Source organism: Idiomarina abyssalis (assembly GCF_900116625.1).
GTDB lineage: Bacteria > Pseudomonadota > Gammaproteobacteria > Enterobacterales > Alteromonadaceae > Idiomarina > Idiomarina abyssalis.
In genome coordinates this window covers 313694-336962 of the sequence record NZ_FPBE01000002.1, presented here as the reverse complement: position 1 = coordinate 336962, position 23269 = coordinate 313694, and the positions used below count along the sequence as shown (strand labels likewise).

Annotated in this window: 23 protein-coding genes and 2 rRNA genes; 13 read left to right on the top strand and 12 right to left on the bottom strand. The window is 47.0% G+C overall.

All coding sequences use genetic code 11. The features are described from left to right. The 7 genes from BM359_RS07095 to BM359_RS07065 all read left to right on the top strand — a co-directional run. Positions 1 to 309: ribosomal RNA gene (locus tag BM359_RS07095) — 23S ribosomal RNA — on the top strand; the annotation flags it as partial. A 191-nt stretch (positions 310 to 500) separates the two neighbouring features. Then, a 5S ribosomal RNA gene (gene rrf, locus BM359_RS07090) occupies positions 501 to 616 on the top strand. Positions 617 to 942: 326 nt separating this feature from the next. Beyond that, the gene (locus BM359_RS07085; RefSeq protein WP_054489680.1) at positions 943 to 3345 is read left to right on the top strand and encodes a TonB-dependent receptor plug domain-containing protein; all 2403 of its coding nucleotides are present in this window, start codon (positions 943 to 945) and stop codon (positions 3343 to 3345) included. Between the two features lie 172 nt (positions 3346 to 3517). After that, positions 3518 to 3835 (top strand): hypothetical protein, encoded by a 318-nt coding sequence (locus BM359_RS07080; RefSeq protein ID WP_054489679.1) that lies wholly within the window; start codon positions 3518 to 3520, stop codon positions 3833 to 3835. A 44-nt stretch (positions 3836 to 3879) separates the two neighbouring features. After that, positions 3880 to 4290 (top strand): copper chaperone PCu(A)C, encoded by a 411-nt coding sequence (locus BM359_RS07075; protein ID WP_054489678.1) that lies wholly within the window; start codon positions 3880 to 3882, stop codon positions 4288 to 4290. A 29-nt stretch (positions 4291 to 4319) separates the two neighbouring features. After that, positions 4320 to 5006 (top strand): TIGR04219 family outer membrane beta-barrel protein, encoded by a 687-nt coding sequence (locus BM359_RS07070; protein ID WP_054489677.1) that lies wholly within the window; start codon positions 4320 to 4322, stop codon positions 5004 to 5006. 93 nt (positions 5007 to 5099) lie between these two features. Next, positions 5100 to 7313 (top strand): bifunctional diguanylate cyclase/phosphodiesterase, encoded by a 2214-nt coding sequence (locus BM359_RS07065; protein ID WP_054489675.1) that lies wholly within the window; start codon positions 5100 to 5102, stop codon positions 7311 to 7313. On the opposite strand, the gene BM359_RS07060 is transcribed toward BM359_RS07065, so the two are convergent. The 5 genes from BM359_RS07060 to BM359_RS07040 form a co-directional block, all read right to left on the bottom strand. Then, on the bottom strand, positions 7310 to 7783 hold the full coding sequence (locus BM359_RS07060) for a DUF3299 domain-containing protein (protein WP_054489673.1): 474 nt from the start codon (positions 7781 to 7783) through the stop codon (positions 7310 to 7312). The genes BM359_RS07065 and BM359_RS07060 overlap by 4 nt on opposite strands. Further along, on the bottom strand, positions 7780 to 9006 hold the full coding sequence (locus BM359_RS07055) for an ABC transporter permease (RefSeq protein ID WP_054489671.1): 1227 nt from the start codon (positions 9004 to 9006) through the stop codon (positions 7780 to 7782). The genes BM359_RS07060 and BM359_RS07055 overlap by 4 nt, the downstream gene beginning before the upstream one ends. After that, on the bottom strand, positions 9003 to 9698 hold the full coding sequence (locus BM359_RS07050) for an ABC transporter ATP-binding protein (protein ID WP_054489669.1): 696 nt from the start codon (positions 9696 to 9698) through the stop codon (positions 9003 to 9005). The genes BM359_RS07055 and BM359_RS07050 overlap by 4 nt, the downstream gene beginning before the upstream one ends. A gap of 27 nt (positions 9699 to 9725) precedes the next feature. Next, entirely contained in the window at positions 9726 to 10256 is a 531-nt protein-coding gene (ppa, locus tag BM359_RS07045; protein WP_054489667.1) for an inorganic diphosphatase, read from the bottom strand. Between the two features lie 82 nt (positions 10257 to 10338). Further along, on the bottom strand, positions 10339 to 11322 hold the full coding sequence (locus tag BM359_RS07040; RefSeq protein ID WP_054489665.1) for a class 1 fructose-bisphosphatase: 984 nt from the start codon (positions 11320 to 11322) through the stop codon (positions 10339 to 10341). Positions 11323 to 11472: 150 nt separating this feature from the next. Here BM359_RS07040 and mpl point away from each other — a divergent pair, with 150 nt between their 5' ends. From mpl to panP, 6 genes are read left to right on the top strand one after another with little or no spacing between them, the layout of a single operon-like run. Next, the gene (gene mpl, locus BM359_RS07035; protein WP_074930802.1) at positions 11473 to 12837 is read left to right on the top strand and encodes a UDP-N-acetylmuramate:L-alanyl-gamma-D-glutamyl-meso-diaminopimelate ligase; all 1365 of its coding nucleotides are present in this window, start codon (positions 11473 to 11475) and stop codon (positions 12835 to 12837) included. Next, the gene (locus BM359_RS07030) at positions 12834 to 13454 is read left to right on the top strand and encodes a flavin prenyltransferase UbiX (RefSeq protein WP_054489661.1); all 621 of its coding nucleotides are present in this window, start codon (positions 12834 to 12836) and stop codon (positions 13452 to 13454) included. Before mpl ends, BM359_RS07030 begins: the two co-directional genes overlap by 4 nt. An 8-nt stretch (positions 13455 to 13462) precedes the next feature. After that, positions 13463 to 14392: an ABC transporter ATP-binding protein gene (locus BM359_RS07025; protein WP_054489657.1), complete on the top strand. Its 930-nt coding sequence runs from the start codon at positions 13463 to 13465 to the stop codon at positions 14390 to 14392. Continuing rightward, positions 14389 to 15165, top strand: coding sequence for an ABC transporter permease (locus tag BM359_RS07020; RefSeq protein WP_054489655.1), 777 nt, complete (start codon positions 14389 to 14391; stop codon positions 15163 to 15165). Before BM359_RS07025 ends, BM359_RS07020 begins: the two co-directional genes overlap by 4 nt. Then, positions 15165 to 15839 carry a tRNA (guanine(46)-N(7))-methyltransferase TrmB gene (gene trmB / locus BM359_RS07015; RefSeq protein ID WP_054489653.1) on the top strand — a complete coding sequence of 225 codons (675 nt, stop codon included), beginning with the start codon at positions 15165 to 15167 and terminating at the stop codon, positions 15837 to 15839. Before BM359_RS07020 ends, trmB begins: the two co-directional genes overlap by 1 nt. Next, complete coding sequence (gene panP, locus BM359_RS07010; RefSeq protein ID WP_054489651.1) at positions 15840 to 17489, top strand: pyridoxal-dependent aspartate 1-decarboxylase PanP; 1650 nt, start codon at positions 15840 to 15842, stop codon at positions 17487 to 17489. On the opposite strand, the gene panC is transcribed toward panP, so the two are convergent. The 7 genes from panC to sfsA form a co-directional block, all read right to left on the bottom strand. Further along, positions 17482 to 18327 (bottom strand): pantoate--beta-alanine ligase, encoded by an 846-nt coding sequence (gene panC, locus BM359_RS07005; RefSeq protein WP_054489649.1) that lies wholly within the window; start codon positions 18325 to 18327, stop codon positions 17482 to 17484. The genes panP and panC overlap by 8 nt on opposite strands. Beyond that, complete coding sequence (panB, locus tag BM359_RS07000; protein ID WP_054489648.1) at positions 18324 to 19124, bottom strand: 3-methyl-2-oxobutanoate hydroxymethyltransferase; 801 nt, start codon at positions 19122 to 19124, stop codon at positions 18324 to 18326. Before panB ends, panC begins: the two co-directional genes overlap by 4 nt. 18 nt (positions 19125 to 19142) lie before the next feature. After that, positions 19143 to 19649, bottom strand: a complete 507-nt coding sequence (folK, locus tag BM359_RS06995; RefSeq protein ID WP_054489645.1) for a 2-amino-4-hydroxy-6-hydroxymethyldihydropteridine diphosphokinase — start codon at positions 19647 to 19649, stop codon at positions 19143 to 19145. Next, entirely contained in the window at positions 19636 to 20955 is a 1320-nt protein-coding gene (gene pcnB / locus BM359_RS06990) for a polynucleotide adenylyltransferase PcnB (protein ID WP_054489643.1), read from the bottom strand. Before pcnB ends, folK begins: the two co-directional genes overlap by 14 nt. Positions 20956 to 21104: 149 nt before the next feature. Continuing rightward, positions 21105 to 21956 carry a tRNA glutamyl-Q(34) synthetase GluQRS gene (gluQRS, locus tag BM359_RS06985; protein ID WP_054489641.1) on the bottom strand — a complete coding sequence of 284 codons (852 nt, stop codon included), beginning with the start codon at positions 21954 to 21956 and terminating at the stop codon, positions 21105 to 21107. A gap of 6 nt (positions 21957 to 21962) precedes the next feature. Further along, positions 21963 to 22415, bottom strand: coding sequence for an RNA polymerase-binding protein DksA (gene dksA / locus BM359_RS06980; protein WP_054489640.1), 453 nt, complete (start codon positions 22413 to 22415; stop codon positions 21963 to 21965). A 142-nt stretch (positions 22416 to 22557) separates the two neighbouring features. Next, positions 22558 to 23262, bottom strand: a complete 705-nt coding sequence (gene sfsA / locus BM359_RS06975) for a DNA/RNA nuclease SfsA (protein ID WP_054489639.1) — start codon at positions 23260 to 23262, stop codon at positions 22558 to 22560. Positions 23263 to 23269 lie beyond the last annotated feature (7 nt).

Below are 23269 nucleotides of genomic sequence, written 5' to 3'. Positions count from 1 at the left end.
TGAGACAGTTCGGTCCCTATCTGCCGTGGGCGTTTGAGAGTTGAGAGGAGCTGCTCCTAGTACGAGAGGACCGGAGTGGACGAACCGCTGGTGTTCGGGTTGTCATGCCAATGGCACTGCCCGGTAGCTACGTTCGGAATCGATAACCGCTGAAAGCATCTAAGCGGGAAGCGAGCCTCGAGATAAGCTCTCACTAGCACTTAGAGTGCTCTGAAGGGTTGTTGAAGACGACAACGTTGATAGGCGGGGTGTGGAAGCGTAGTAATGCGTTGAGCTAACCCGTACTAATTGCCCGTGAGACTTAACCATACAACACCCAAGGTGTTTGGGACGTTACGCACAAGCGAGCGACTTTACCGAATTAGAACAAATAGAGTGGCGTATTTTTAAAGACGCAGTCAGTTTTTACATGTTACAAAGTTCGTCCTGAACTTTGCCCTGACGGGCCGCACTAAAGTGCGTTCAAAATAGTTCCGGACAATTTTGTGTGACAGTTTATGTCTGGCGGCCATAGCGGTGTGGCACCACCTGAATCCTTTCCGAACTCAGAAGTGAAACACACCAGCGCCGATGGTAGTGTGGGGTCTCCCCATGCGAGAGTAGGTCACCGCCAGACTACAAATAAATCACCCCAGCCCAATCGGCTGGGGTTTTTTATTTCTGGTGGGGAGCTACGGCGAGAGTAGGGTGAAGCGGGTCCCTGGTAAAGCCAACCATTTGGCTTTACCCCGCTGAACAGGTTGAGCTCTGCGAAACCTTGTCCAGACTACAAATAGGAAGACCCCGGTGCTAACGCGCCGGTTTTTTTTTATGTCCGTCACAAAATACCTCACTTCAGCATCACGCTATTATAACTTTTGCTTATATCTAAGGTTTTTCCAGACTGAACCAAATCACTGATCTCCTGCTATATTCATTGTATAACCACAGGGGGAGAGCAGTATGAAATGTTTTAATGCGATAACACTTGCGTTGGCAAGTTCATTCTTCATAGCGCCAATTGCGTCTGCGCAACAAGGCTCTGAAGCTGAGAGTGTGGAAGAAGTCATTCAGGTGGTGGGTTCCCGATTGTCCATGCGCACAGCGACAGATGGTTCGGCGCCGGTAGATATTATTAGTGGCGAAGATTTAGCTGCAACAGGTATTACGGAAACAGCAAAGGCGCTTCAATACGCCGTACCAAGTTTCAATTACCCTTCATCATCTGTTACTGACGGTACGGACGCCGTTCGACCAGCTTCATTAAGAGGGTTGTCACCTGATCATACGCTGGTACTTATTAACGGTAAGCGACGCCATAGCTCAGCTTTGGTGCATCTAAACGGCACCACCGGACGCGGCAGTTCGAATGTAGACTTAAATGCGATTCCTATTGCGGCAATTAAGCGCATTGAGGTTTTAAGAGACGGAGCGGCAGCCCTTTATGGTTCTGATGCCATAGCGGGTGTGATTAATATCGTATTAAAAGACAATGACAGTGGAGGCAGTGCAAACTTTCAGGCCGGCCAGACGCATAAAGGCGATGGTGAGCAATGGAAACTGTCTGCAAGCTCCGGCTTTTCTATAGGCGATGACGGCGCTTTTACGTTATCAGGAGAGCTGCATCACAAAAACAGAACAAATCGAGCTGGCAATGATCCGCGTCAACAATACCCTGAACTGCCAAGCGGTGGGCTTGATCCCCGCGAACAGACTTTTGATAGACAAAGCTTTCACGTCGGTGATGCGGAATATGAAAATGCAGCTTTGTTTGCCAATCTTGACATCGGCATAGGTGACGGAAACTTTTACGCTTTTGGTGGTATTAGCGATCGCACGTCAGAGTCTGGTGCCTTCTACCGTCGTGCATTACAAAGCAATACATTAACCGAAATTTACCCTGACGGATTCTTGCCAATTTTAGCTCCCGACGTAAATGATTATTCTGCTTATGCCGGATACGAATGGGCTGTGGCCGAGTGGACACTAGATTTCAGCGGTGGTTATGGTTTCAGCAAATTCCAGTACAACGTTGAAAACTCTTTGAACGCATCTTTGGGTCCTGACTTAACACCAACTTCTTTTGAAGCCGGAACACTGGAAAACAGTGAAGCGAACCTGACATTTGATGCTCAGCGCTTCATTCCTTTTGCCAATAACTCCGAGCTTTCTATTGCTATGGGTATTAGCTACCGTGAGAATTCTTATGAAGTCATTGCCGGCGATGAAGCCTCTTACATCAATGGTGGTTACCAGGATCGCCCAGGCGGAAGTCAGGGCTTCACAGGGTTCACGCCTGAGTCGACGGTTGATGAATCGCGTGATAACCTTGGTGTATACGTAGAAGCTGAAAATCAACTCACTACTGACTTTATGTGGGGTGCAGCAATTCGTCATGAAGATTACTCCGACTTTGGTAACAATACGAGTTGGAAGCTTTCCGGAAGATACGATTTGACGGACAGAGTTGCGGTTCGTGGCGCCATTAATACAGGTTTCCGGGCACCGAGTGTTCAGCAACTTTACTTTACTAATATTTCTACGCTGTTTGTTGATCGTGGTGATGGCCTGGAGCCAGAGCAGTCAGGAACATTCAATAACATTAGCCCGGTGACTCAGGCGCTAGGAATTGGCGACTTGCAACCTGAGGAATCTGAAAGCGTGAGTCTGGGAATGGTCTGGAACGGTTATGATGGTCTTGCTATTACCGTCGATGCGTTCCAAATAGAAATTGAAGATCGCATTATTCTGTCAGGCGATGTTTCACCGGTTGATTCACCTGCGGTTGAAGAAGCATTAGCGACCACATCTGCTGAAAACGCCCGGTTCTTTTTGAATGCTGTTGATACAACGACTAAGGGTCTGGATATTGTTGCCAGTAAAACTTTTGGTGTCGGTGCTTATGGCGATCTGAAAGCACAGTTGGCGTATGGTTATAATAATACGGAAATAGACTCTATTAACTTACCACAATTGCTGGATGGTCTGGACGACGTTCTGTTTGATAGTGATGAGCAAATTAGAATGACCCGATCGACACCTGATCATTCAGGATCAATAGGTTTAACTCATACGAAAGGGAAGTGGACCAGTAATGTACAGTTTAGTTACTTTGGGAATTACTCTATAGGTTACACGAGTGGAACTGAAACCTACGGCCCAAATTGGATAACAGACGTTACTGTTAATTATCAATGGAACGATGCGCTAGCCCTAAGGGTAGGAGCTCAGAACCTATTCAGTGAGTACCCTGATGAACGTGCAGAGGGAAATCAGTTTAATGGTATTTTTAAATACCCATTAACCAACTCGCCTATTGGTTTTAACGGTGGGTATTTTTACTCAGAAGTTGAGTATAAGTTCTAGCTTCTTGATAAAAACGAATATTAGTAAAAACCGCCAAATAGTGGCGGTTTTTTTATACCCGCTCTCCAAGTATATTTTTAACTAATTGAAAACATTAAATTAAATAGTTGGCATGGTAGTTGTAACTGTATCAATAAATCTTTTTAAATCGTTCGTTACTGAGGTCATGGTCATGTCAAATCGAAGCTTTGGTTGGTTATTGGTTCTATCTATTGTTGGGCTGCTATTTTTTGCAGAGGAAATATTTTCTGTTTTTGGAATGGCAATTGGATCTGTAATTGAAATATCGGTCTCATTATTGGTGAGCTTATTTTTTGTTGGTCTGGTGTTTTTTATCGTTGCAACCGTATTTGGTAGCGTGCTTCTGGGTATTGGAGCAGCACTTGTTGCGCTGTTACTCAGTGGCATAGGCTTATTCTGGCCTCTTATACTTTGCGTTTTGGTTCTTTACTTTATTTTTCGTAAACCAAAGGTTTCTAGAACAGGCTAATCACGTGTACTATAAGCCCTTAGTTACATTAAGAGGCTAAGGCAATGCTAAAAATAATCGCAGCCGCGGCGTGCTGTCTACCTGTTCTGGCTTTTGCAGATTCTTTAACGGTTACCGATGCATGGGCTCGTGCCAGCATTCCGGGAACTGAAAACGGAGCCGCTTATGCAACCTTTAAAAACCCAGGGAATGAAACCGTAAAAATAACTCACATCAGCTCGGATGTTAGCCGCGTGGCAGAAATACACCGGCATGTTATGTCTGGTGATGTGATGAAAATGGAAGCGGTCGAATCCCTATCTCTTGATCCTAATGAAGTTATCAAGTTCCAGCCTGGTGGTTACCACTTTATGTTGTTTGGACTTAATGCTCCTTTAAAAGCAGAAGAGCGCTTTTCTCTGACATTGAATTTTGAATCAGGCTCAAGCCAAGAAATAGAAATTTTAGTTAAATAACCAAAGCTTCAAATTTTATAGGAATGGATATGTACAAAAGAACCTTAGTGTTGGCAGCTGCATTAGCAGCTCCGGGTAGTGTATTAGCTGACACCGTTTTCGGTGTTTATGCCGGTGGTCAAATTTGGAATGCTGACAATGAAGGGCAATATGCCGTTGGTTCTAATTTAATAGAACCTAATTTCGAAAATGATAATCACAGCAGCTATTACATCGCACTTGAGCATCCAGTCCCATTAATTCCTAATATTAAAATCAGAGAAAACTCTATAGAAGTTAATGGTGGTTACGGAGAAAATGACTTTAGTCATAGAGATTACATTTTATACTACGAAATTTTCGATAATGATTTAGTGTCTTTCGATATTGGTATAAACGCAATGGACTTTGACGGTACTTTGCGAACCGAAATAAGCAATACCTTTGGTCGTCAGGACTTTTCTGTTGTCGTGCCAACAGCTTACGTGGCAGCGAGAGTGGGCGTGCCCGCTACCGACTGGACGTTCTTTGCTGATGCCAGTGCACTTAGCGTGAAAGACAGTAAAGTTCAGGATGCTCAAATTGGTGTGGAATATCGTTTGGTAGAAAATTTAGCCGTCGATATAAATCTTAATGCGGGCTACCGTCATTCAGTTGTTGAACTGGATGATGTTGATGAAATTTATTCAGATGTCACCTTTAAAGGTCCATTTTTTGGGGTAGAAGTACATTTTTAATCGATTAATTAGACTATTCTAAGCTTGCAGGCTATCCGTTATATAAGCTAGATTGTTATATGTTTGTAACTTCTTATTAATGGATGGCCTCGGATGGTCAGTAGTCAAGACGAACCTCTATTTCTTCACGATGATGACGAAATAATTCAGTCGGAATACAGTAAAGGTTTTTGGAAAATCCTGATTGTCGATGATGATCAGGAAATTCATGCAGTGACTAAGATGGCTTTAGCCGATGTTGTTATTTGTGGCCGCCAGCTTGAGTTCCATCATGCTTATAGTGGAAATGAAGCGCTGGACCGCTTAGTCGAGCATGATGACATTGCGATGGTGCTGCTTGATGTCGTAATGGAAACCGATAACGCTGGTTTGAAAGTGGCACAAGCCATTAGAGAGCAACTTGGCAATGATGAGATTCGGATTGTTTTGCGTACTGGTCAACCGGGTTATGCGCCGGAAGAAAGTGTCGTAAAGAATTATGATATTAATGATTATAAAACTAAAACGGAATTAACCCGAAGCCGTTTATTAACGACTGTATTTTCCGCTGTTCGTTCCTATCAGCAACTCTGCACAATTAATGAAAACCGCCGTGGTTTGAGAAAAATTATTCATTCAGCGTCAAACCTGATGGAAAAGCATTCCATTGTGAATTTTTCTGAAGGTGTTGTTACGCAAATTGCGTCTTTGCTAGGATTGAGTGCAGAAGGCATTGTCGGTGCCAGAGCCCCCCATAAAGATAACGAAATTTTAGTGTTAGGAGCCGCAGGACACTTTGCAGATAGTATTAATAAGAGCTTATCAACGCTGAACTCAAGCGAAATTGAGAAAAGCGTCAGGCAGTGTCTGAATGAACAACGTCATATTCATACTGAGGATGCTACCGTTTTCTTCATTGATGGACAGGTGCATCAAGCCGCAGCCTATATAGAAACAAAAAACATTGTAGCGGAATACGATCAAGAGTTACTGGAAGTCTTCCTCGCTAATATCGCTGTTGGCTTTGAAAATGCCAACTTGTTTGAAGAGTTACAAACTGCCGCGTACCTTGATCCGCTAACGGGTATTCCTAATCGGGCTGAATTTACAAGAAGCCTTCAGGCTTTGTCGGAGAAACCCGACAAAGATAAAATGGTCGCAGTTATCGATATTGACCACTTTTCTGACGTAAATGATGGCTTGGGTCAGGATGTAGGAAATTTGCTTCTTCGCTCAGTAGCTTTGCGCCTTACTGATCAACTCGGCAGTAATGTATTCGTTTCCCGTATTGCCGCCGATGTATTTGGTATTTTTGGTCCGACAGATATTGTCACACCTAACGCTTTTAATGAGCTTTTTTCTTTACCTTTTAGAGCTGGCGAGCATTACATCCCACTGCGCGTTACCTGCGGCTTTGCATCGGGAGCTAACCCGGAAAGAGTTAATGGCAAAGGGCTATTGAAGCAAGTTTATATCGCCTTAAAAAATGCGAAGAATAACTCTTTTGACCGTTATAACTACTACCAACCCTCGATGGAGCAAGATACCCAACGCAGGCTTCATCTGGTACGCCGATTACGTGCGGATTTTGCTAACAGAAAACTGGAAGTTTGGTATCAGCCCCAGGTGGAGTTAACAACCCAAAAAGTCATAGGGGTGGAAGCGCTATTACGCTGGCCTCAAAGTGACGGCTCGTTTATTTCGCCGGCTGAGTTTATTCCTCTTGCTGAATATTCTGGGCTTATTGTAGAAATTGGCTCCTGGGTTATTGAAGAGGCTTGCCGGCAAATTAATGCATTTGATGAAATTGGTCTGCCACAGTTAAGAGTTGCTGTTAACGTATCGGTACCTCAGTTTCGTAAACGCGACTTCCCAGAGCTTGTTGAAAAACAAATTGAACAATGGGGAATTAATCCGGAACGAATTGAATTAGAAATTACTGAAAGTATCGTTATGGAAGATCCTGATCTGGTAGCTGATATTTTAAGACGATTAAAGCAGCAAGGTATAAAAGTTGCCATTGACGACTTCGGCGTTGGCTTTTCGTCGCTAAGCTACCTTCAGAAACTGCCGCTTGACCGAATTAAGATAGATAAAACCTTTGTAAACAACTCCGATCAGGCGAGTGGACAAATCATCATCGAAACTATTGTCGATATGGCCGGTCGTTTGGGCTTGAATGTTTTAGCTGAAGGAATTGAAGAACAGAGTCAGCTCGATTACTTTTTAGGATTAGAATGCGCCGAGGGGCAAGGTTATTTCTTTGCCAAACCTATGCCCGCGGATCAATTAATAAGCTTGCTGCAAAAGCAAATGAGTTACTCTTAGTTGTAAACTTCAACGCTATCGGCATCCATTTGATAGCCGACAACAGCAAGATCACCTTCTTTGCGTTCAACCTTTATGGTGCCTTCTATCCAGACGGCATCATAAGTGTTCTCATACGGAACACCTTCTTCATACTCAACATGGATAATTTGATTGGGAGGTGGTGGTGGCACATGAATGCAGGCACCAAAATAAGGAACCAACAGAAACTCAGTGACCTTATCAGCATCCCCTTCTAGTTGAACAACATACCCGGGAATACGGACTTTCTTTCCGTTAAGTGACTCGACTACCGGGGCGTCCAGGTTAGTCTGCCGATCTTCTTCAGGGTTAGCATCATAATATGATTGAGGCTTAACCGGAGGCGGTGTAAAACCTTCGGGAATTAAATCTTTCCAGCCAATTTTTTCCGCAGCCGCAAATGCGGGAAAAGTTAGCATTAATAATACAACCGCTAATAACTTCTTCATATTTTCACCGTAAGTCCGTCTGCAAGAGATTGGCGATAAGCTCGCCAGGCCGGAATTAAACTTAACATAAAGCCGACAATAATCACGAGTGCCATACGCCACCATTCACTAGCGCCAGGCCAGGTGGTGCTGAGTATTAGTCCTGTCTGAGACTGAATAACGCCTGCTAATGACCACTGCAGACCATATAGCAGAAGTAAGCCGGAAAAAGCACCAACTACAGTTAATAGCAGAGCCTCACTGAGCAACAGGCCGAATATGGTTCCAGGACCAGCTCCAACTGCTCTTAGGACAGCCATTTCGCGGCGGCGTTCCCTTAAGCTGGCCAACATAATTGTCAGCATGCCCAATAAACCTATGAGTACAACCATTGCCGATATTGCTGTTAAAGCCTGCTCAAAGACTCGCAGCGTTTTCCATAGCTCCTGCAAGGTCATACCCGGTAAAAGAGCGGTTAAGGGCTCTTTCTCATAAGTATTTATCTGACGCTGCAAGCGCAAAGCCAGTGGTTTTGCCTTTAAGCCAAGCAGGGCCGCGCTGATGCTGTCTGCCGGGGCTTCATTGTGATGATCGTGACCAGAATGCTCATGCTCACCGCTGTGAATCATTTCAAGGCTGTGTAATGTAACGAACACAGCCTGATCAACCGGAGTTCCTGTTCGTTGCAGGACACCAGTGACAGTAAGCGGATGCTGGTCATGTTCGCTGAAGCTAATGCCACCGCTGCCATGAGCAATAATAATGTCGTCACCCATGGTTTTAGAGAGCTTCTCGGCGGCATCGGCTCCTAGTACGACTTCCTCATCTGAAGCAAAAGCACTACCTTGAGAAAACTCCAGAGCCTGCTTGTTGCCGTACTTAAAATGCTCAAAGTAGGCATTGGTTGTTGCGACAACGGGCAGGCCCTGAACGCTGTCACCTAATGACATGGGTATTGCCCAACTGACTTCGGGGCGTTCACGAATATCTTCAAAGCTTTCCCAGCTCATATTGTTGGTCATGCTGCCAATGTGGAAGACTGAAGACAGTAGTAATTGTGTCTGTCCGGTTCGGGCGCCAATTATTAAGTCAGTGCCAGAAACCGTATTAGCAAAATGACTTTGCACCTGTTCGCGAACCCGTTCTACAGCTAGCAGTAAGGTAACGCTGACGGCAATAGCGATAACAGTCAGCAGAACACTCGCTCGTCTGTTCATTAAGCTTTTTATGGCCAGGCGGATCATGGTTGAGCTCCTGCCTGATTGAGCTCATTAAGCTCAACATGCTTATCAAAGTAGGATGACAATGCAGCGTCATGAGTGACAAAAATAACTGTGGTGTTATTTTGGCTACTGAGCTCAAGCAACAATTGAATAAACGTATCCCGATGCTCGGCATCGAGTGCTGAGGTTGGTTCATCCGCTATAAGAAGCTTAGGAGCACCCAACAAGGCGCGTGCCGCGGCAACACGTTGCTGCTGACCAACACTCAGAGTATGAGCCGGTTGCTCAATTTGTGCGGAATTTAACCCTAAGCGCTGCAGCATCTCATTTGCTGTCGCTTCAGCAGAGCTGCCTTGTTCTGCGATACGTTGCCGCCTTTTTTTGGAAAATTGACAGGCGAGCAGCGCATTATCTAGAGCCGATAAATAGGGCAGCAAATTGAATTGCTGAAAAATATAGCCAATGTTGTCGGCACGATAACGGTCACGCTGTCTGCCGGACAAACTGGGAAAAGCGGTTTCAAATAGATTTAAAGAGCCACTTTGTGGGGTATTAATGCCGGCCAACAGCGATAGCAGTGTTGATTTACCACTACCGCTGGGGCCGCGCAGCAGCACCGTCTCACCTTGTTTTATCTGCCAGGCAGGAATATCCAGGGTGGGCTGTTGTCCAGACCATGAAAAGAGTAACTTTTCTATGCTGACAGCATGCATTATGTCGGTGCTATGGTTCACTCTAAATTAAGACTTTTTTGCGCGCTCAAAAGAAGACACAATTTCTTCTTTTGCGGCAGCTGCGTCAGCCCAGCCGTCAACTTTAACCCACTTGCCTTTTTCAAGCTCTTTGTAACGCTCAAAGAAGTGAGTAATTTGTGCTTTGAGTAGCTCTGGCAAGTCATCAATGTCGTTGATGTGGTCGTATTCTTTGGTCAGTTTACTCACCGGAACAGCAATGACTTTTGCGTCTTCACCCGACTCGTCCGTCATTTTCAATACGCCAACTGGACGGCATTTGATGACAGAACCTGCCTGCAGAGGGTATGGAGTAGGCACTAACACATCAACCGGGTCGCCATCTAATGACAAGGTTTCGTTAACGAAACCGTAGTTCGCCGGATAGAACATTGGTGTCGACATAAAGCGGTCAACCCAAAGTGTACCAGTGTCTTTATCGACTTCGTATTTGATCGGGTCAGCGTTTGCCGGGATCTCGATAATAACGTTAACTTCTTCAGGCATATTGGCGCCTGCGGTGACGTTTCCTAAGCTCATAGTACTTCCTGCTGTATGTATAAAATAAAAGTTACTGCGCGATTATAACGGTTGGACCTTTTCACGCAATATCGATATCAGTCTAATAAGGTTTTGGGTGCTTACTGTGGTACTCCATACACATATCCACTTCGTTTGCGGACCCCATAACCACGGATACCCGTTGGTGAATATGTTCCGGCACAATCTCCATTAAACGACGATAACCGTCAGTCGCTTTACCGCCGGCTTTTTCAACCAGCATAGACATTGGCGCAACTTCATATAAAAGGCGCAGTTTAAAAGGTTTGTCGGGGTTACGGGCATCCCAGGGGTAAGTGAACAATCCGCCGCGTGAAATCACACGGTGTACGTCGGAGACCATAGCGGCGTTCCAGCGCATATTAAAATTCTTGCCGCGAGGACCTTCTTCACCGTCGAGTAAATCAGTAATATAGGCGCGAATAGGGTCGGCCCAGTGACGGCGGTTCGACATATTAATCGCGAACTCTTTGGTGTCTTTCGGAATTTCTGCTTTTTCGTGGGTCAGTAAAAACTCACCAACGGTTTGATCCAGAGTGTAAATGCGCACTGCTTTGCCTGTGGTCATAACCAACATGGTCGCCGGTCCATACAAAACATAGCCTGCTGCTACCTGAGCTTTGCCGGGCTGCAAAAACATGTTCTCGCTGGTTTCTTCGCCTTCGGGCTTGCGCAGAATAGAAAAAATGGTACCAACACCACCATTTATATCGATGTTAGAACTGCCATCCAACGGGTCAAAGGCAACCAAATAGTGTCCTGAATTTGGGCTTTCGACAATGGAGTCTTCTTCTTCAGAAGCAATGGCATGTACGTTAGGTGATTCCAGCAACAGAGTTTTTAACAGTTGATTTGCAACAACATCGAGTTTTTTCTGTGTCTCGCCCTGAATGTTTTCATCCAGTGTTGAGCCTAATACACCGGCTAATGCGCCCTGGTGCAGACGGAAAGAGATTTCCTTGGCCGCAATTTGAATGGTGTTAATAACAGAGATAAGCGACTCGCTGGTTTGATCCGCTCTCAGTGTTGGTAATAAACGTTTCATGAAAGTTCCTGCAGCTCTGGTTGTTGGATGCTTACAAATGTATGTTCAGAGAGCGCAAATGATACCTTATTTTTTGGTAAAAATCCTGCTTGTCAGCGACGACGGTGGTACACTTTCGATATTTTTTAAACGAACGGGTTTGGATAACGCATGCACATTCATATCGTCGGGATTTGCGGTACTTTCATGGGGGGCGTCGCCGCTATAGCGCAGCAATTGGGACACCGTGTTACCGGGTCTGACGCTCAAGTCTATCCGCCTATGAGTACGCAACTGGAAAATCTCGGCATTGAATTAATGCAGGGGTATTCGCAGAACAACTTAAAGCCGCGCCCCGATATGGTGATTATTGGTAACGCGCTAAGCCGCGGTAACGATGAAGTAGAAGCAGTCCTACGCGAGCGCATTCCCTACGTTTCTGGTGCGCAGTGGCTGCACGATAATGTGTTGACTCAACGCTGGGTGCTGGCGGTTGCCGGCACTCATGGAAAAACCACGACAGCCAGTATGCTGAGCTGGGTTTTACAAGAGAACGGCTTTGAACCCGGTTTTATGATTGGTGGCGTACCGGGGAATTTCCCTGTGAGTGCACGCCTAACCGATTCCAACTTTTTTGTCATTGAAGCGGACGAGTACGATACGGCCTTCTTCGATAAGCGTTCTAAATTTGTTCATTACGCTCCGGATACTTTGATTCTGAATAACCTTGAGTTCGATCATGCGGATATCTTCCCTGACTTAGCTTCTATTCAGCGACAATTTGCGCATTTACTGCGGGTGGTTCCCGATACCGGACAGGTGATTTTACCCAGCGATGATGCCGCTCTGGAAGCGGTCATTGAGCAAGGTTGCTGGAGCCCGGTCGTACGTGTCGGAGAGCAAGGCGAATGGCAGGCTAAACTGCTTAAAGCTGATGGGACTGAGTTTGAAGTACATTATCAGGGCAAGTGTATCGCACGGGTTAACTGGAACATCCTGGGGACCCATAATGTAAATAACGCCATGATGGCCATTATTGCTGCAGCTCATGTTGGTATTAAAGCAGAGCAAAGCACACAGGCTCTTGCCTTATTTAAAAGCCCGAAACGGCGCATGGAGTTATTGGGTGAATACGGCGGTATAAAGGTTTTTGATGATTTTGCCCATCACCCCAGTGCAATCAAAACAACCGTATCTGGCTTGCGACAGCATCAACCAAAGAGCCGCATTATTGCCGTACTGGAGCCCAGATCAAATACCATGAAAATGGGGGTTCACAGCGATACTCTGGCTGATTCGTTAGCCGATGCCGACGACATATTTGTACTGCAGCCAGAAGGGCTGAAGTGGCGCTTAGCTGAAAAAATGCCGAATGCTCATGTGTTTGAATCTACAGATGATTTGCTGGCAGGGTTGTTGACTGAAGCGCATGCGGGGGACTCTGTACTGATTATGAGTAACGGCAGTTTCGATGGCTTGCATCAACGCTTTCTTAAAGCGCTGCAAGAACTGGATGACACAGGAGCCGAGTCATGAAAAACGACAATAGAATCACTGTTGCGATAACCGGCGCCTCGGGTGCCCCTTATGCCCTGCGTTTGCTACAATGCCTGCTTGATCAAGATCAACAGGTACTGTTGTTGATCTCAAGTGCCGCGCGAGTAGTGCTGGCCACAGAGCAGAATATGCAAATTCCGGCAGCCCCTGAGAAAGCAGCGGCTATGCTGTGTGAGCACTTTTCGGTAGATGCTGAAAAGCTCAAAGTCTACGGCAAAGAAGAGTGGTTTTCGCCGGTCGCATCTGGTTCAGCGGCGCCTGCTAAAATGGTGGTTTGTCCCTGTTCAACCAGTACTTTGTCAGCCATTGCCCATGGCAGTAGCAATACGCTGATCGAGCGAGCTGCCGATGTCGTAATGAAAGAGCGCGGGCAACTTATTTTGGTGCCGAGAGAGTCGCCGCTTTCAACTATTCATTTACAGAATATGCTGCAACTCAGTCAGCAGGGCGTGACCATAATGCCGGCAGCGCCTGGCTTTTATCATCAACCCGAAAGTATTGATGATTTAATTGATTTTATGGTGGCCAGAATTTTAGACCACCTGGGCCTTGAGCAGCGTTTAGTTAGCCGCTGGGGCTATGGAAAGGAGTCATAAAGAGGTTTATGAAAGCTTTAGAAATTGAAGACTTACGCAAAACATACCGCGGTGGCTTTGAAGCCCTGAAAGGTATTAATTTGGTGGTCGAAGAGGGCGATTTCTATGCTCTGCTAGGTCCTAATGGTGCCGGCAAGTCGACCACTATTGGTATTATTTCTTCGCTGGTTAATAAGACGTCAGGCAAGGTAAAGGTATTTGGTTATGACCTGGATACACAACTGACTGACTTAAAACGTCAAATTGGCCTGGTACCTCAGGAGTTTAACTTCAACCAATTTGAAACAGTGCATCAGATAGTGGTGAATCAAGCGGGCTATTACGGTGTGCCTCGTTCGCTAGCGAAAGAACGCTCAGAGAAATACCTTAAACAACTTGGGTTGTGGGATAAGCGTAATGAACCATCGCGGTCGCTTTCCGGTGGTATGAAGCGACGCCTTATGATTGCCCGGGCGTTATTGCACGAACCGAAACTGTTGATTCTGGATGAGCCGACAGCGGGTGTCGATATTGAGCTTAGACGTTCAATGTGGGATTACCTGACAAAAATAAATCAACAAGGCATTACCATCATTTTGACCACGCATTATTTAGAAGAGGCGGAAACTCTGTGTCGTAATATCGGCATCATTGATAGTGGTCGTATTATTGAAGACACCTCAATGAAGCGTTTGCTGGCGCAGTTAAGTCGGGAGACCTTTGTGCTGGACCTGGCCCCTGGCCATAACGGCGCTGAGATTAAAGACTTCAACCACCTCTGGAAAGACGAACATACGTTAGAAGTTGAGGTAGATAAGGATGCCGGACTGAATGCGGTATTCGAGCAGCTTTCAGCACAAAAGGTAAAAGTCTTATCGATGCGTAATAAAGCGAACCGTTTAGAGGAGCTGTTTGTGTCTATGGTAGAACAAGGGCGTCAGCAGGAGGCCGCGAAATGAGTCATTCCGCCGCTAACTTTATCGCGTTAAAAACCATCTGGATTAAAGAGTGCACCCGTTTTCTCCGTATTTGGATACAAACTCTGGTACCGCCTGCTATCACTATGACTCTGTATTTTGTCATTTTCGGTAGCATTGTGGGTGAACGAATTGGTGACATGAGTGGCGTGGGTTATATGGAGTTTATTGTGCCCGGGCTTATCATGATGTCAGTCATTACTAACTCCTATTCTAATGTCGCATCGTCATTCTTTAGTGCTAAATTTCAGCGCAACATTGAAGAAATGCTGGTGTCGCCGGTACCTACTGCCGTTATTATTGCCGGTTATGTCGGTGGTGGTATGGCAAGGGCGATGATTGTTGCCGTTATTGTCACCTGCGTATCCTTCTTATTTGCCGATATCCAGATTGCCCATATTGGTTATGTCATCTTAACCGTGGTCTTAACCTCGACCTTATTCTGTCTGGGCGGACTAATTAATGCGGTTTACGGTAAGACTTTTGACGACATTTCTATTGTGCCAACGTTCGTTTTAACGCCTCTTACCTATTTAGGCGGGGTGTTTTACTCAGTCAGCTTGTTACCTGAGTTTTGGCAAAAGGTTTCTATGGCAAACCCTGTTCTTTATATGGTTAACGGTTTTCGTTACGGCTTTTTAGGACAGTCTGATGTAAGCATTGGCCTGGCTATAGGAGTCTTAGTTGGTTTTAATATTCTGTTTTTCGCGGCGGCTTATTATATTCTGGATAAAGGCATAGGAATTCGCTCCTGATGCAGCAGGCAAGACCAGTTTCGACGAATCAAAACGGGCCGCACGAAGATACCGAAGCGGTGGTTCGTCGTCATTTGCAAAGCGAGTTTCTGAAGCCGATTCAGGAGCATAACCAGCAGGCGTTTGATGAAATTAACGCACAAGTTGAAAGCTGGGGCGGGCCAATTATTCTCGACTCCTGCTGTGGTGTTGGAGAAAGCACCGCGAAACTGGCAGAGCTTAATCCTCACGCAATGGTTATTGGTGTCGATAAATCGGCGCACCGGGTAGAACGGCACAGTCACTACCAGAGCGGCGAGAATGGTCAGCGCTACTGGGTTGTGCGGGCTGACTTGAATGACTTCTGGCGACTGGCTAACCAGGCAAATTGGCAGCCACAGCAGCATTGCATTTTATATCCTAACCCCTGGCCTAAATCTGCTCACTTATCGCGTCGCTGGCACGGTAGTCCAGTATGGAAAGACGTTGTTGCGCTGGGTGGTCAACTGCAGATGCGTTCAAACTGGAGCCTGTACTTGCTTGAAGTGGCTCAGGCCCTTAAGGTGAGCGGATACCATGCCGATATTTCGTTATTGGCAGACAACGCAGACCCGATAACACCGTTTGAACGTAAATATAAAAACAGCGGCCAGGCGTTATGGCAACTGCATGCGAACCTATCTAAGGAGTCTTGATTGAGCCCCAAAAATGACATAGCGGAAGTCAGCCAGGAATCTCTGTATCGTATATTTACCATACCAGAGGCACCGGACTCGACGCTGGGTAAAATCGAAAAGCACCTTTCAGAAAACCTGATGGGGTTTCTGGGTGAGCACATTGTCGCCCGTGAGAAGCCGTTGCAGGAAATTGAAAGGGACTTCGATAAATCACAGATCCCGGAAGAGCCTCAGTTTGTTTCTGACCATACCGAGTTTCTGCTGGATAAGTTGGTTGCACATTCTGTGCATACAGCATCGCCACGCTTTATTGGTCACATGACATCGGCCCTGCCGTATTTCCTTTTGCCATTGGCCAAACTGATGGTCGGGCTCAATCAGAACCTGGTAAAAATTGAAACCTCCAAGGCCTTTACACCTTTAGAGCGTAACGTTATCGGCATGCTGCATCATTTGGTGTATCAACAGGATGCGCCGTTCTATAACCGCTGGATGCACAGTGCTCAGCATTCTTTGGGGGCGTTTTGTTCGGGTGGAACCATCGCCAATATGACGGCGCTTTGGGTAGCCCGTAACCGCTTATTGCAGGCTGACGGTGACTTTGCCGGTATTGCAGCCGATGGCCTGGCTGCCGGTCTTCAGCATTATGGCTACTCTAAGCTAACGGTGGTGGTGTCTGAGCGAGGGCACTATTCGCTGAGCAAAGCAGCTGATGTACTGGGTATTGGTCGTAAGAATTTAGTCTCAGTGGCGACAGACAGTGATAACCGCATTCGTATAGATGAGTTGCGAAAGACCTGTGAACAGATTGCAAAAGAGGGCGGCAAGGTGCTGGCGCTGGTTGGTGTTGCAGGTACAACGGAAACGGGGCACATTGATCCGCTGGACGATATGGCAACAGTTGCGGAAGAAGTGGATGCTCACTTTCATGTTGATGCTGCCTGGGGCGGGGCAACGTTATTGTCTGAACAGCATCGTCCATTACTGGCGGGTATTGAACGGGCCGACAGTGTCACTATTGATGCTCACAAACAAATGTATGTGCCTATGGGTGCGGGTTTGGTGTTGTTTAAGAATCCGTCTTTGGTCAAATCTATAGAACACCATGCGGAATACATTATTCGTCAGGGCTCTAAGGATTTGGGTTCGCATTCAATGGAAGGTTCGCGAGCGGGTATGGCCATGATGGTATTTTCGGCTATGCACGTTATTGGGCGCCGGGGTTATGAATTACTGATTAATAACAGCATTGATAAAGCGCGTTATTTCTCAAAGCTCATTGCAGAGCAGGACGATTTTGAAGTGATTACAGAGCCGGAGCTTTGTATTTTAACGTACCGTTTTGTTCCGGCTAAAGTGAAAGCGGCTCTGGAAAAAGCAACGCCTGAGCAGTTGGCGCGGCTGACTCCTCATTTGAATGCCCTGACCCGCTATATTCAAAAACGTCAGCGGGAAAGTGGCCAATCTTTTGTGTCGCGTACAAAGCTAACGCCAGGCCAATATCATCATGAGCCAACCGTGGTGTTTCGTGTGGTGCTGGCTAACCCATTAACAACGGATGAAATGCTGCAGGAAGTTTTGAATGAGCAGCGTCAAATTGCCTCAAAAGCGACCAGTTTGCGAGGCGCACTGCATACCGAAATGCGTGAACTCGGTATGCTTACCTAGCGCTGGTGTTGGAAACCCTTAGGTTGTCAATCAGGCGCGTTTTCCCCATAAAGGCGGCTGCCAGGATCACCCACTCAGGGTCTTCTGCTGTCGCTTCCTGCAAGTCTTTTGCATTACGAATACTGAAGTAGTCAGGTACAAAGCCTGCTTGACTTAAATCTTTTTCGGCTGCTTTTTCCAGTTCAGAAAAGTTAGTGCTTACACCCAGTTCAACTTTGGTCTTTTGAAGAGTCCGGTAAAGTGTGGCCGCTTGTTGCTTCTGTTCAGGCGATAAATAACCGTTGCGCGAGCTCATCGCTAAGCCACTGGTTTCACGCTGAGTTGGTGCGCCCAGAACTTCAACGGGTAAGCTTAAGTCCTGTGTCATTAAACGAATGACCTGTAACTGCTGATAGTCTTTTTCGCCAAATACGGCTAACTGCGGCTGTACCATATTAAAGAGTTTGCAGACAATGGTCGCAACTCCGGTGAAATGCCCAGGCCGACTGGCTCCGCATAAAATGTCACTAATACCCGGCACTTCAATACGGGTCTGTTTGTCCAGGCCTCTGGGGTAAACGTCACTGACCTGTGGCGTAAATACGGCAGAAACACCAAGGGCATCCAATGCCTGGCAGTCGGCTTCTAAAGTGCGCGGATAGCTGTCGAGATCTTCGTTTGCTCCAAATTGCATAGGGTTCACAAAAATACTAACGACAACGTTATCGCAACGCTCCAGCGCTGTTTTTACCAGATGCAGGTGTCCATCGTGTAAATTACCCATGGTCGGTACCAGAGCAACTTCTGATTGTTGCTGGCGCCACTTCCGAAGCTCAGCCAGTGACTTTAGTACCCTCATTTATAGCTGTGCTCTGAAGTTGGGAATTCGCCTGACCGTACCTGCTCTGCAAATGAGCGAAAGGCATCGGCAAGAGAGCCGCCCTGGCCTAAGAAGTCTTTAGCGAACTTAGGCAAATAGTCGCTGTTCATGCCCAGCATATCGTGCATAACCAGAATTTGTCCGTCGGTATCGGCACCTGCGCCAATACCAATGGTTGGAATGGATAGCTGCTCTGTAATGCGCTTACCAAGTGAAGCCGGAACGCACTCCAGAACAAGCAACTGAGCCCCCGCTTTTTCAAGCAATAGTGCCTGATTGAGCGTGTCGTCAGCTTGCTGTTGCTCTTTACCCTGCACTTTATAGCCACCCAGAACATTCACCGACTGTGGCAATAGTCCCAGATGTGCGCAGACGGGAATGCCGCGAGTTTTTAAGCCTTCAATGGTCTCGACTAACCACTGTCCGCCTTCTAACTTAACCATATTTGCGCCGGCCTGCATTAAGCGGCCGGCAACCTCGTAGGCTTGCTCGGGGGTGCTGTAAGTCATGAAAGGCATATCGGCTATAACAAAGGCGTCGCTGGCGCCACGACGAACGCACTGCGTATGGTAGACCATATCGTCGGTGGTAACCGGTACAGTTGAATCCCGGCCCTGTACGACATTACCCAGGGAGTCACCGACCAGAATAAAGTCCACGCCCTGTTCGGTCATAAGTTTGGCAAAGCTTGAATCGTATGCAGTCAGGGAGCTTATTTTGGTCCCTTCTTTTTTCATTTTCTGTAACGTTGCAATGCTGGTTTTGGTTGTTGCCATAACGCACCTTCAGCAGTATTAGATTATGATGTCAGACGAACAGATTATCACGTCTAAGCCGTCTTCGGTAAGTGCCTCTGCCTGTTGCTTAACGGTATTTCCGTTCGGAAGAATCCTGTCCGGCGCTATTTCGGCTAAAGGGAAAAGAACAAAGTTACGTTCGTATAAGCCTGGGTGGGGCACTTTCAATTGCTCGGAATGATGCTGTTGCTCACCAAACAGAAGCAAATCAAGATCCAGCGTGCGTTCTCCCCAGTGTCTCACTCGTTTGCGACCAAATGCATCTTCAATATCGTGTAAGGCCTGAAGAAGTTCGGCTGCTGTTAATTCTGTCGCTACCGAGCAAACGGCATTAACGTAGTCTGGCTGATCCTGAGGGCCCATTGGCTTGCTACCGTAAAGAGACGAGTAGGCTAATAACTGCCAGCGTGAGTCCTCGCTCAGAGCCTGTAATGCCGACAAAAGGTTGTCTGTCGGCTGGCCCAGATTACTCCCTAGTGCAATAAAGGCCTTATGTGGCGTCATTGCCTTTATTTTCCTGAGGTTTACGGCGCGGTCCACGGCGTCTCCGTGGTTTGCGGCGGCCGCTTCCGGGGCCTGGCTTTGAAGCTTTTAGTTGAGCCGGGTTGTCCTGTGCTTTGCTCCAGTGGGCCGCAAGTTCAGATAGTTTTTTGTCACCGCTTTCGGCAAATGAACGCAGTAAAAGAAAGTCGTAAGCAGCACGGAAGCGCTTGTGCTCCAGCACCTTCATGGCACGAACGCCTTTAGTTACATTCAGCCGGCGCTGTAACTGCCAGATATCTCGCGCTGGCAGGCTAAAACGCTTAGGCAGTGATACGCGCTGTGACTGTCTGTGAATAACGTCAGCCGCTGCAACATTGAGGGCATCCATTGGCGGCAGACCGCCTTCGTTTTCAAGTTGTTCACGACGAGCCTGCAGCGGCCACCATAAGAGCACCGCAATTAAATATGCGGGCGTTACGCGTTGCTCTTCGGCAATACGCTTGTCGGTGTCTCTAAAAGCTTTCAGCATCATTTGGTAAGGTGCGGCCTGCTCATCGGCTAAGTAATCTTTCAGCATTGGGAAGAGCTGTTGGAACAGGCCAAACTCTACCATCATAAGAAAGTTTGCTTCCGCCTTACCCGACATGAACATCTTCAGAAATTCGTCAAATAAACGAGCCGGAGGAATGTTAATCAACAAGGGGGCAAGCTCTTTTAGCGGACCGCTGACCGAGTTATCCATCTGCATATTGAGCTTGGTGGCAAAGCGCACCGCACGAAGCATTCGTACCGGGTCTTCCCGGTAACGTACTTCCGGGTCGCCAATCATGCGTAATATACCGGCATTAATGTCACTAACGCCGTTAGCAAAATCGTAAATTGCGAAATCGGCAATATTGTAATAGAGCGCGTTGGCAGTAAAGTCACGACGTTCCGCGTCTTCTTCTATAGTGCCGTAAACGTTGTCTCGCACCAACTGACCGTGCTCATCTTGGTCCGCTGTCCGGTTCTTTTTATTTTCTTCCTGGGGGCTGTCGCCATGATGGCCGCGAAAAGTTGCAACTTCTATGACCTCACGCCCGAACACCACATGAGCCAGACGAAACCGACGCCCAATTAAGCGACAGTTGCGAAACAAAGACTTTATCTGCTCAGGTGTGGCATTAGTGGTAACGTCAAAATCTTTTGGCTCCAGGCCGAGCAGGATGTCGCGGATACAGCCGCCAACAAGATAGGCTTCAAAACCGCTGTTGTGCAGGCGGTAAAGAACCTTTATGGCGTTCTTACTGATATCGTTACGAGATACGGGGTGTTTATCCCTGGAGATAATTTGTAATTTGGGTAAACGGCTGGAGTCCTGCTCCGCCGCTTTACTGGAAAAGGCGCGCTTTGCCAGTGCTTTAATTCGCTTAATAATGGTGGTTCTCCCTTACCATTTTTTTATTCAGAGTTAGTAGCTGTTTGGATATTGTACCGTTAACAACCAAGGATATGCCACTTTTTGCGCCAACTTTGCAGCGCCTCCTGCAAAATGTCGTTCACTGAGCCTGTATGCAACTCTGGCTCAAGCTGAATCCCCAAATAGTCGAGCGCCGTCAGCAGGTTATTGCTGGCATAGCGTGACTCGATTGAGGGCGCATGATTTTGCTTACTCAGCTTCAGACCCTTGTCATTAGTTACCAGAGGCAAATGCATCATTCTGGGTTGCTTACCGGTCAAGTATTGCCATAAAGTGAGCTGCCAATAGCTGGGTGTGATTAAGTCACTCCCCCTGACAATGTCGGTAACCCCCTGCTCAATATCATCAACCACAACGGCCAGCTGGTAAGCATACAAACCGTCCCGACGTTTCAACACGAAATCTTCGCTAACAGAAGGCGAGTGGTCAGAAAGTAAGCCTTGGGCTCGGTCATTAAACTCAGTTATGGGGGCGTTATTTATAAAGCGCAGAGCATAAGGCGGTGTACGTGGTTGACGGTTTCGGCAGTATCCATCGTAATGGTCATTACGAGCCCGAATAGCCTGGCGACTGCAGTCACACTGGTAGAGAAGTTCAGCTTTTTGTAACTGATCTAACTGAGATTGATAAGTTGAGTCACGCTGGCTTTGGTACAAAACGGAGCCGTCCCATTCTAAACCATGGGACTCCAGCTGCGTTAAAATGGTATCGGCCGCTCCGGGAATCGCTCTTGGTTTATCGACATCTTCGATACGAACCAACCATTCTCCCTGGTGGGCTTTGGCATCTAAGTAACTACCAACGGCAGCAACTAATGAACCCAGATGCAAAGGCCCTGAAGGTGTCGGCGCAAAACGGCCACGATACATGAGCCGTTAGGCTCCGGTCATTTGTTTCTCTTTGATTTCAGCCAGCGTCTTACAGTCAACACATTGGTCAGCTGTAGGGCGAGCTTCTAAACGGCGAATACCAATTTCAATGCCGCAAGAGTCGCAAAAGCCAAAGTCGTCTTCTTCAATTTTCTGTAACGTTTTTTCAATCTTCTTGATCAATTTACGTTCGCGGTCACGAGTACGTAACTCGATACTGAATTCTTCTTCCTGAGCAGCACGGTCTACCGGATCAGGAAAGTTCGCCGCTTCATCTTTCATGTGATGCACGGTGCGATCAACTTCCTGACGTAATTGACGACGCCATTCTTCCAGAATACGACGAAAATGCGAGCGCTGCGCATCGTTCATGTATTCTTCGCCCTGTTTCTCCTGATACGGCTCTAAGCCGGCCATCGCCAGGATGCCATGGGTTTTCTTATCCTTGCCTTGAGGCATCATGGATCTCCTACATTCTCTATTAAAGAGTGCTTTAAAAGCGTGCGTTTAAAAAAAGGACGCTACGTATACCAGAAAGGATTGGTATTGGCAACGTTATTAGCATCAATTTTATTGCTTAAAATCCCCACTGTGCTGAGTTTCAAAGGGTTACGGGAACTGGTCTCTCCAGTTTAATTTCCTGTGGCGTGATAACACATTTCACGGCGTAGAACTCGACGCCTTCAGACTCTGCTTGTTTACAGAGTTCAGCGTACTTAGGATCAATATGTTTTGCTGGTGTAACCGATTCGATTCCCTGGTGCATCACCATATAAAGTTGTATGGCGCGATGACCGTCTCTGGTCATTTGCATGAGTTCATTGAGGTGTTTGTGAGCCCTTTGGCTAACGGCGTCCGGGAAGTAACCGCACTTATCATCGGCTAAGGTGACGCTTTTCACTTCAATAAAACATTCCTGGCGGTTTGCATCTATTCCCCACCAGTCGATACGACTTTTTTCCCTGCCATAGCGCTGTTCGGGCTTCAGCTCCTGCCACTGACTAAGTTCAGGCACAAGGTTCGCCTGCAATAATTCGCCGGCCATACGATTGGCGTGTTGCGTATTGACCACAATCATCTCGGCTTTGCCGTTTTGAGCTAGCTCCCAGGTCAGTGAGTATTTACGTTTAGGGTTGTCGGAAACACTACACCAGGCTTTAAAGCCTGGCTGGGCACAACCCGTCATAGCACCAGTGTTAGGACAATGCGCTGTGATGATATCACCCTGACCAAAATCAATATCAGCCAGAAAGCGCTTGTACCTTTTTTGCAAAACTCCCTGGCGCAGGGGCTTGTTAAATTGCATCAGAGGC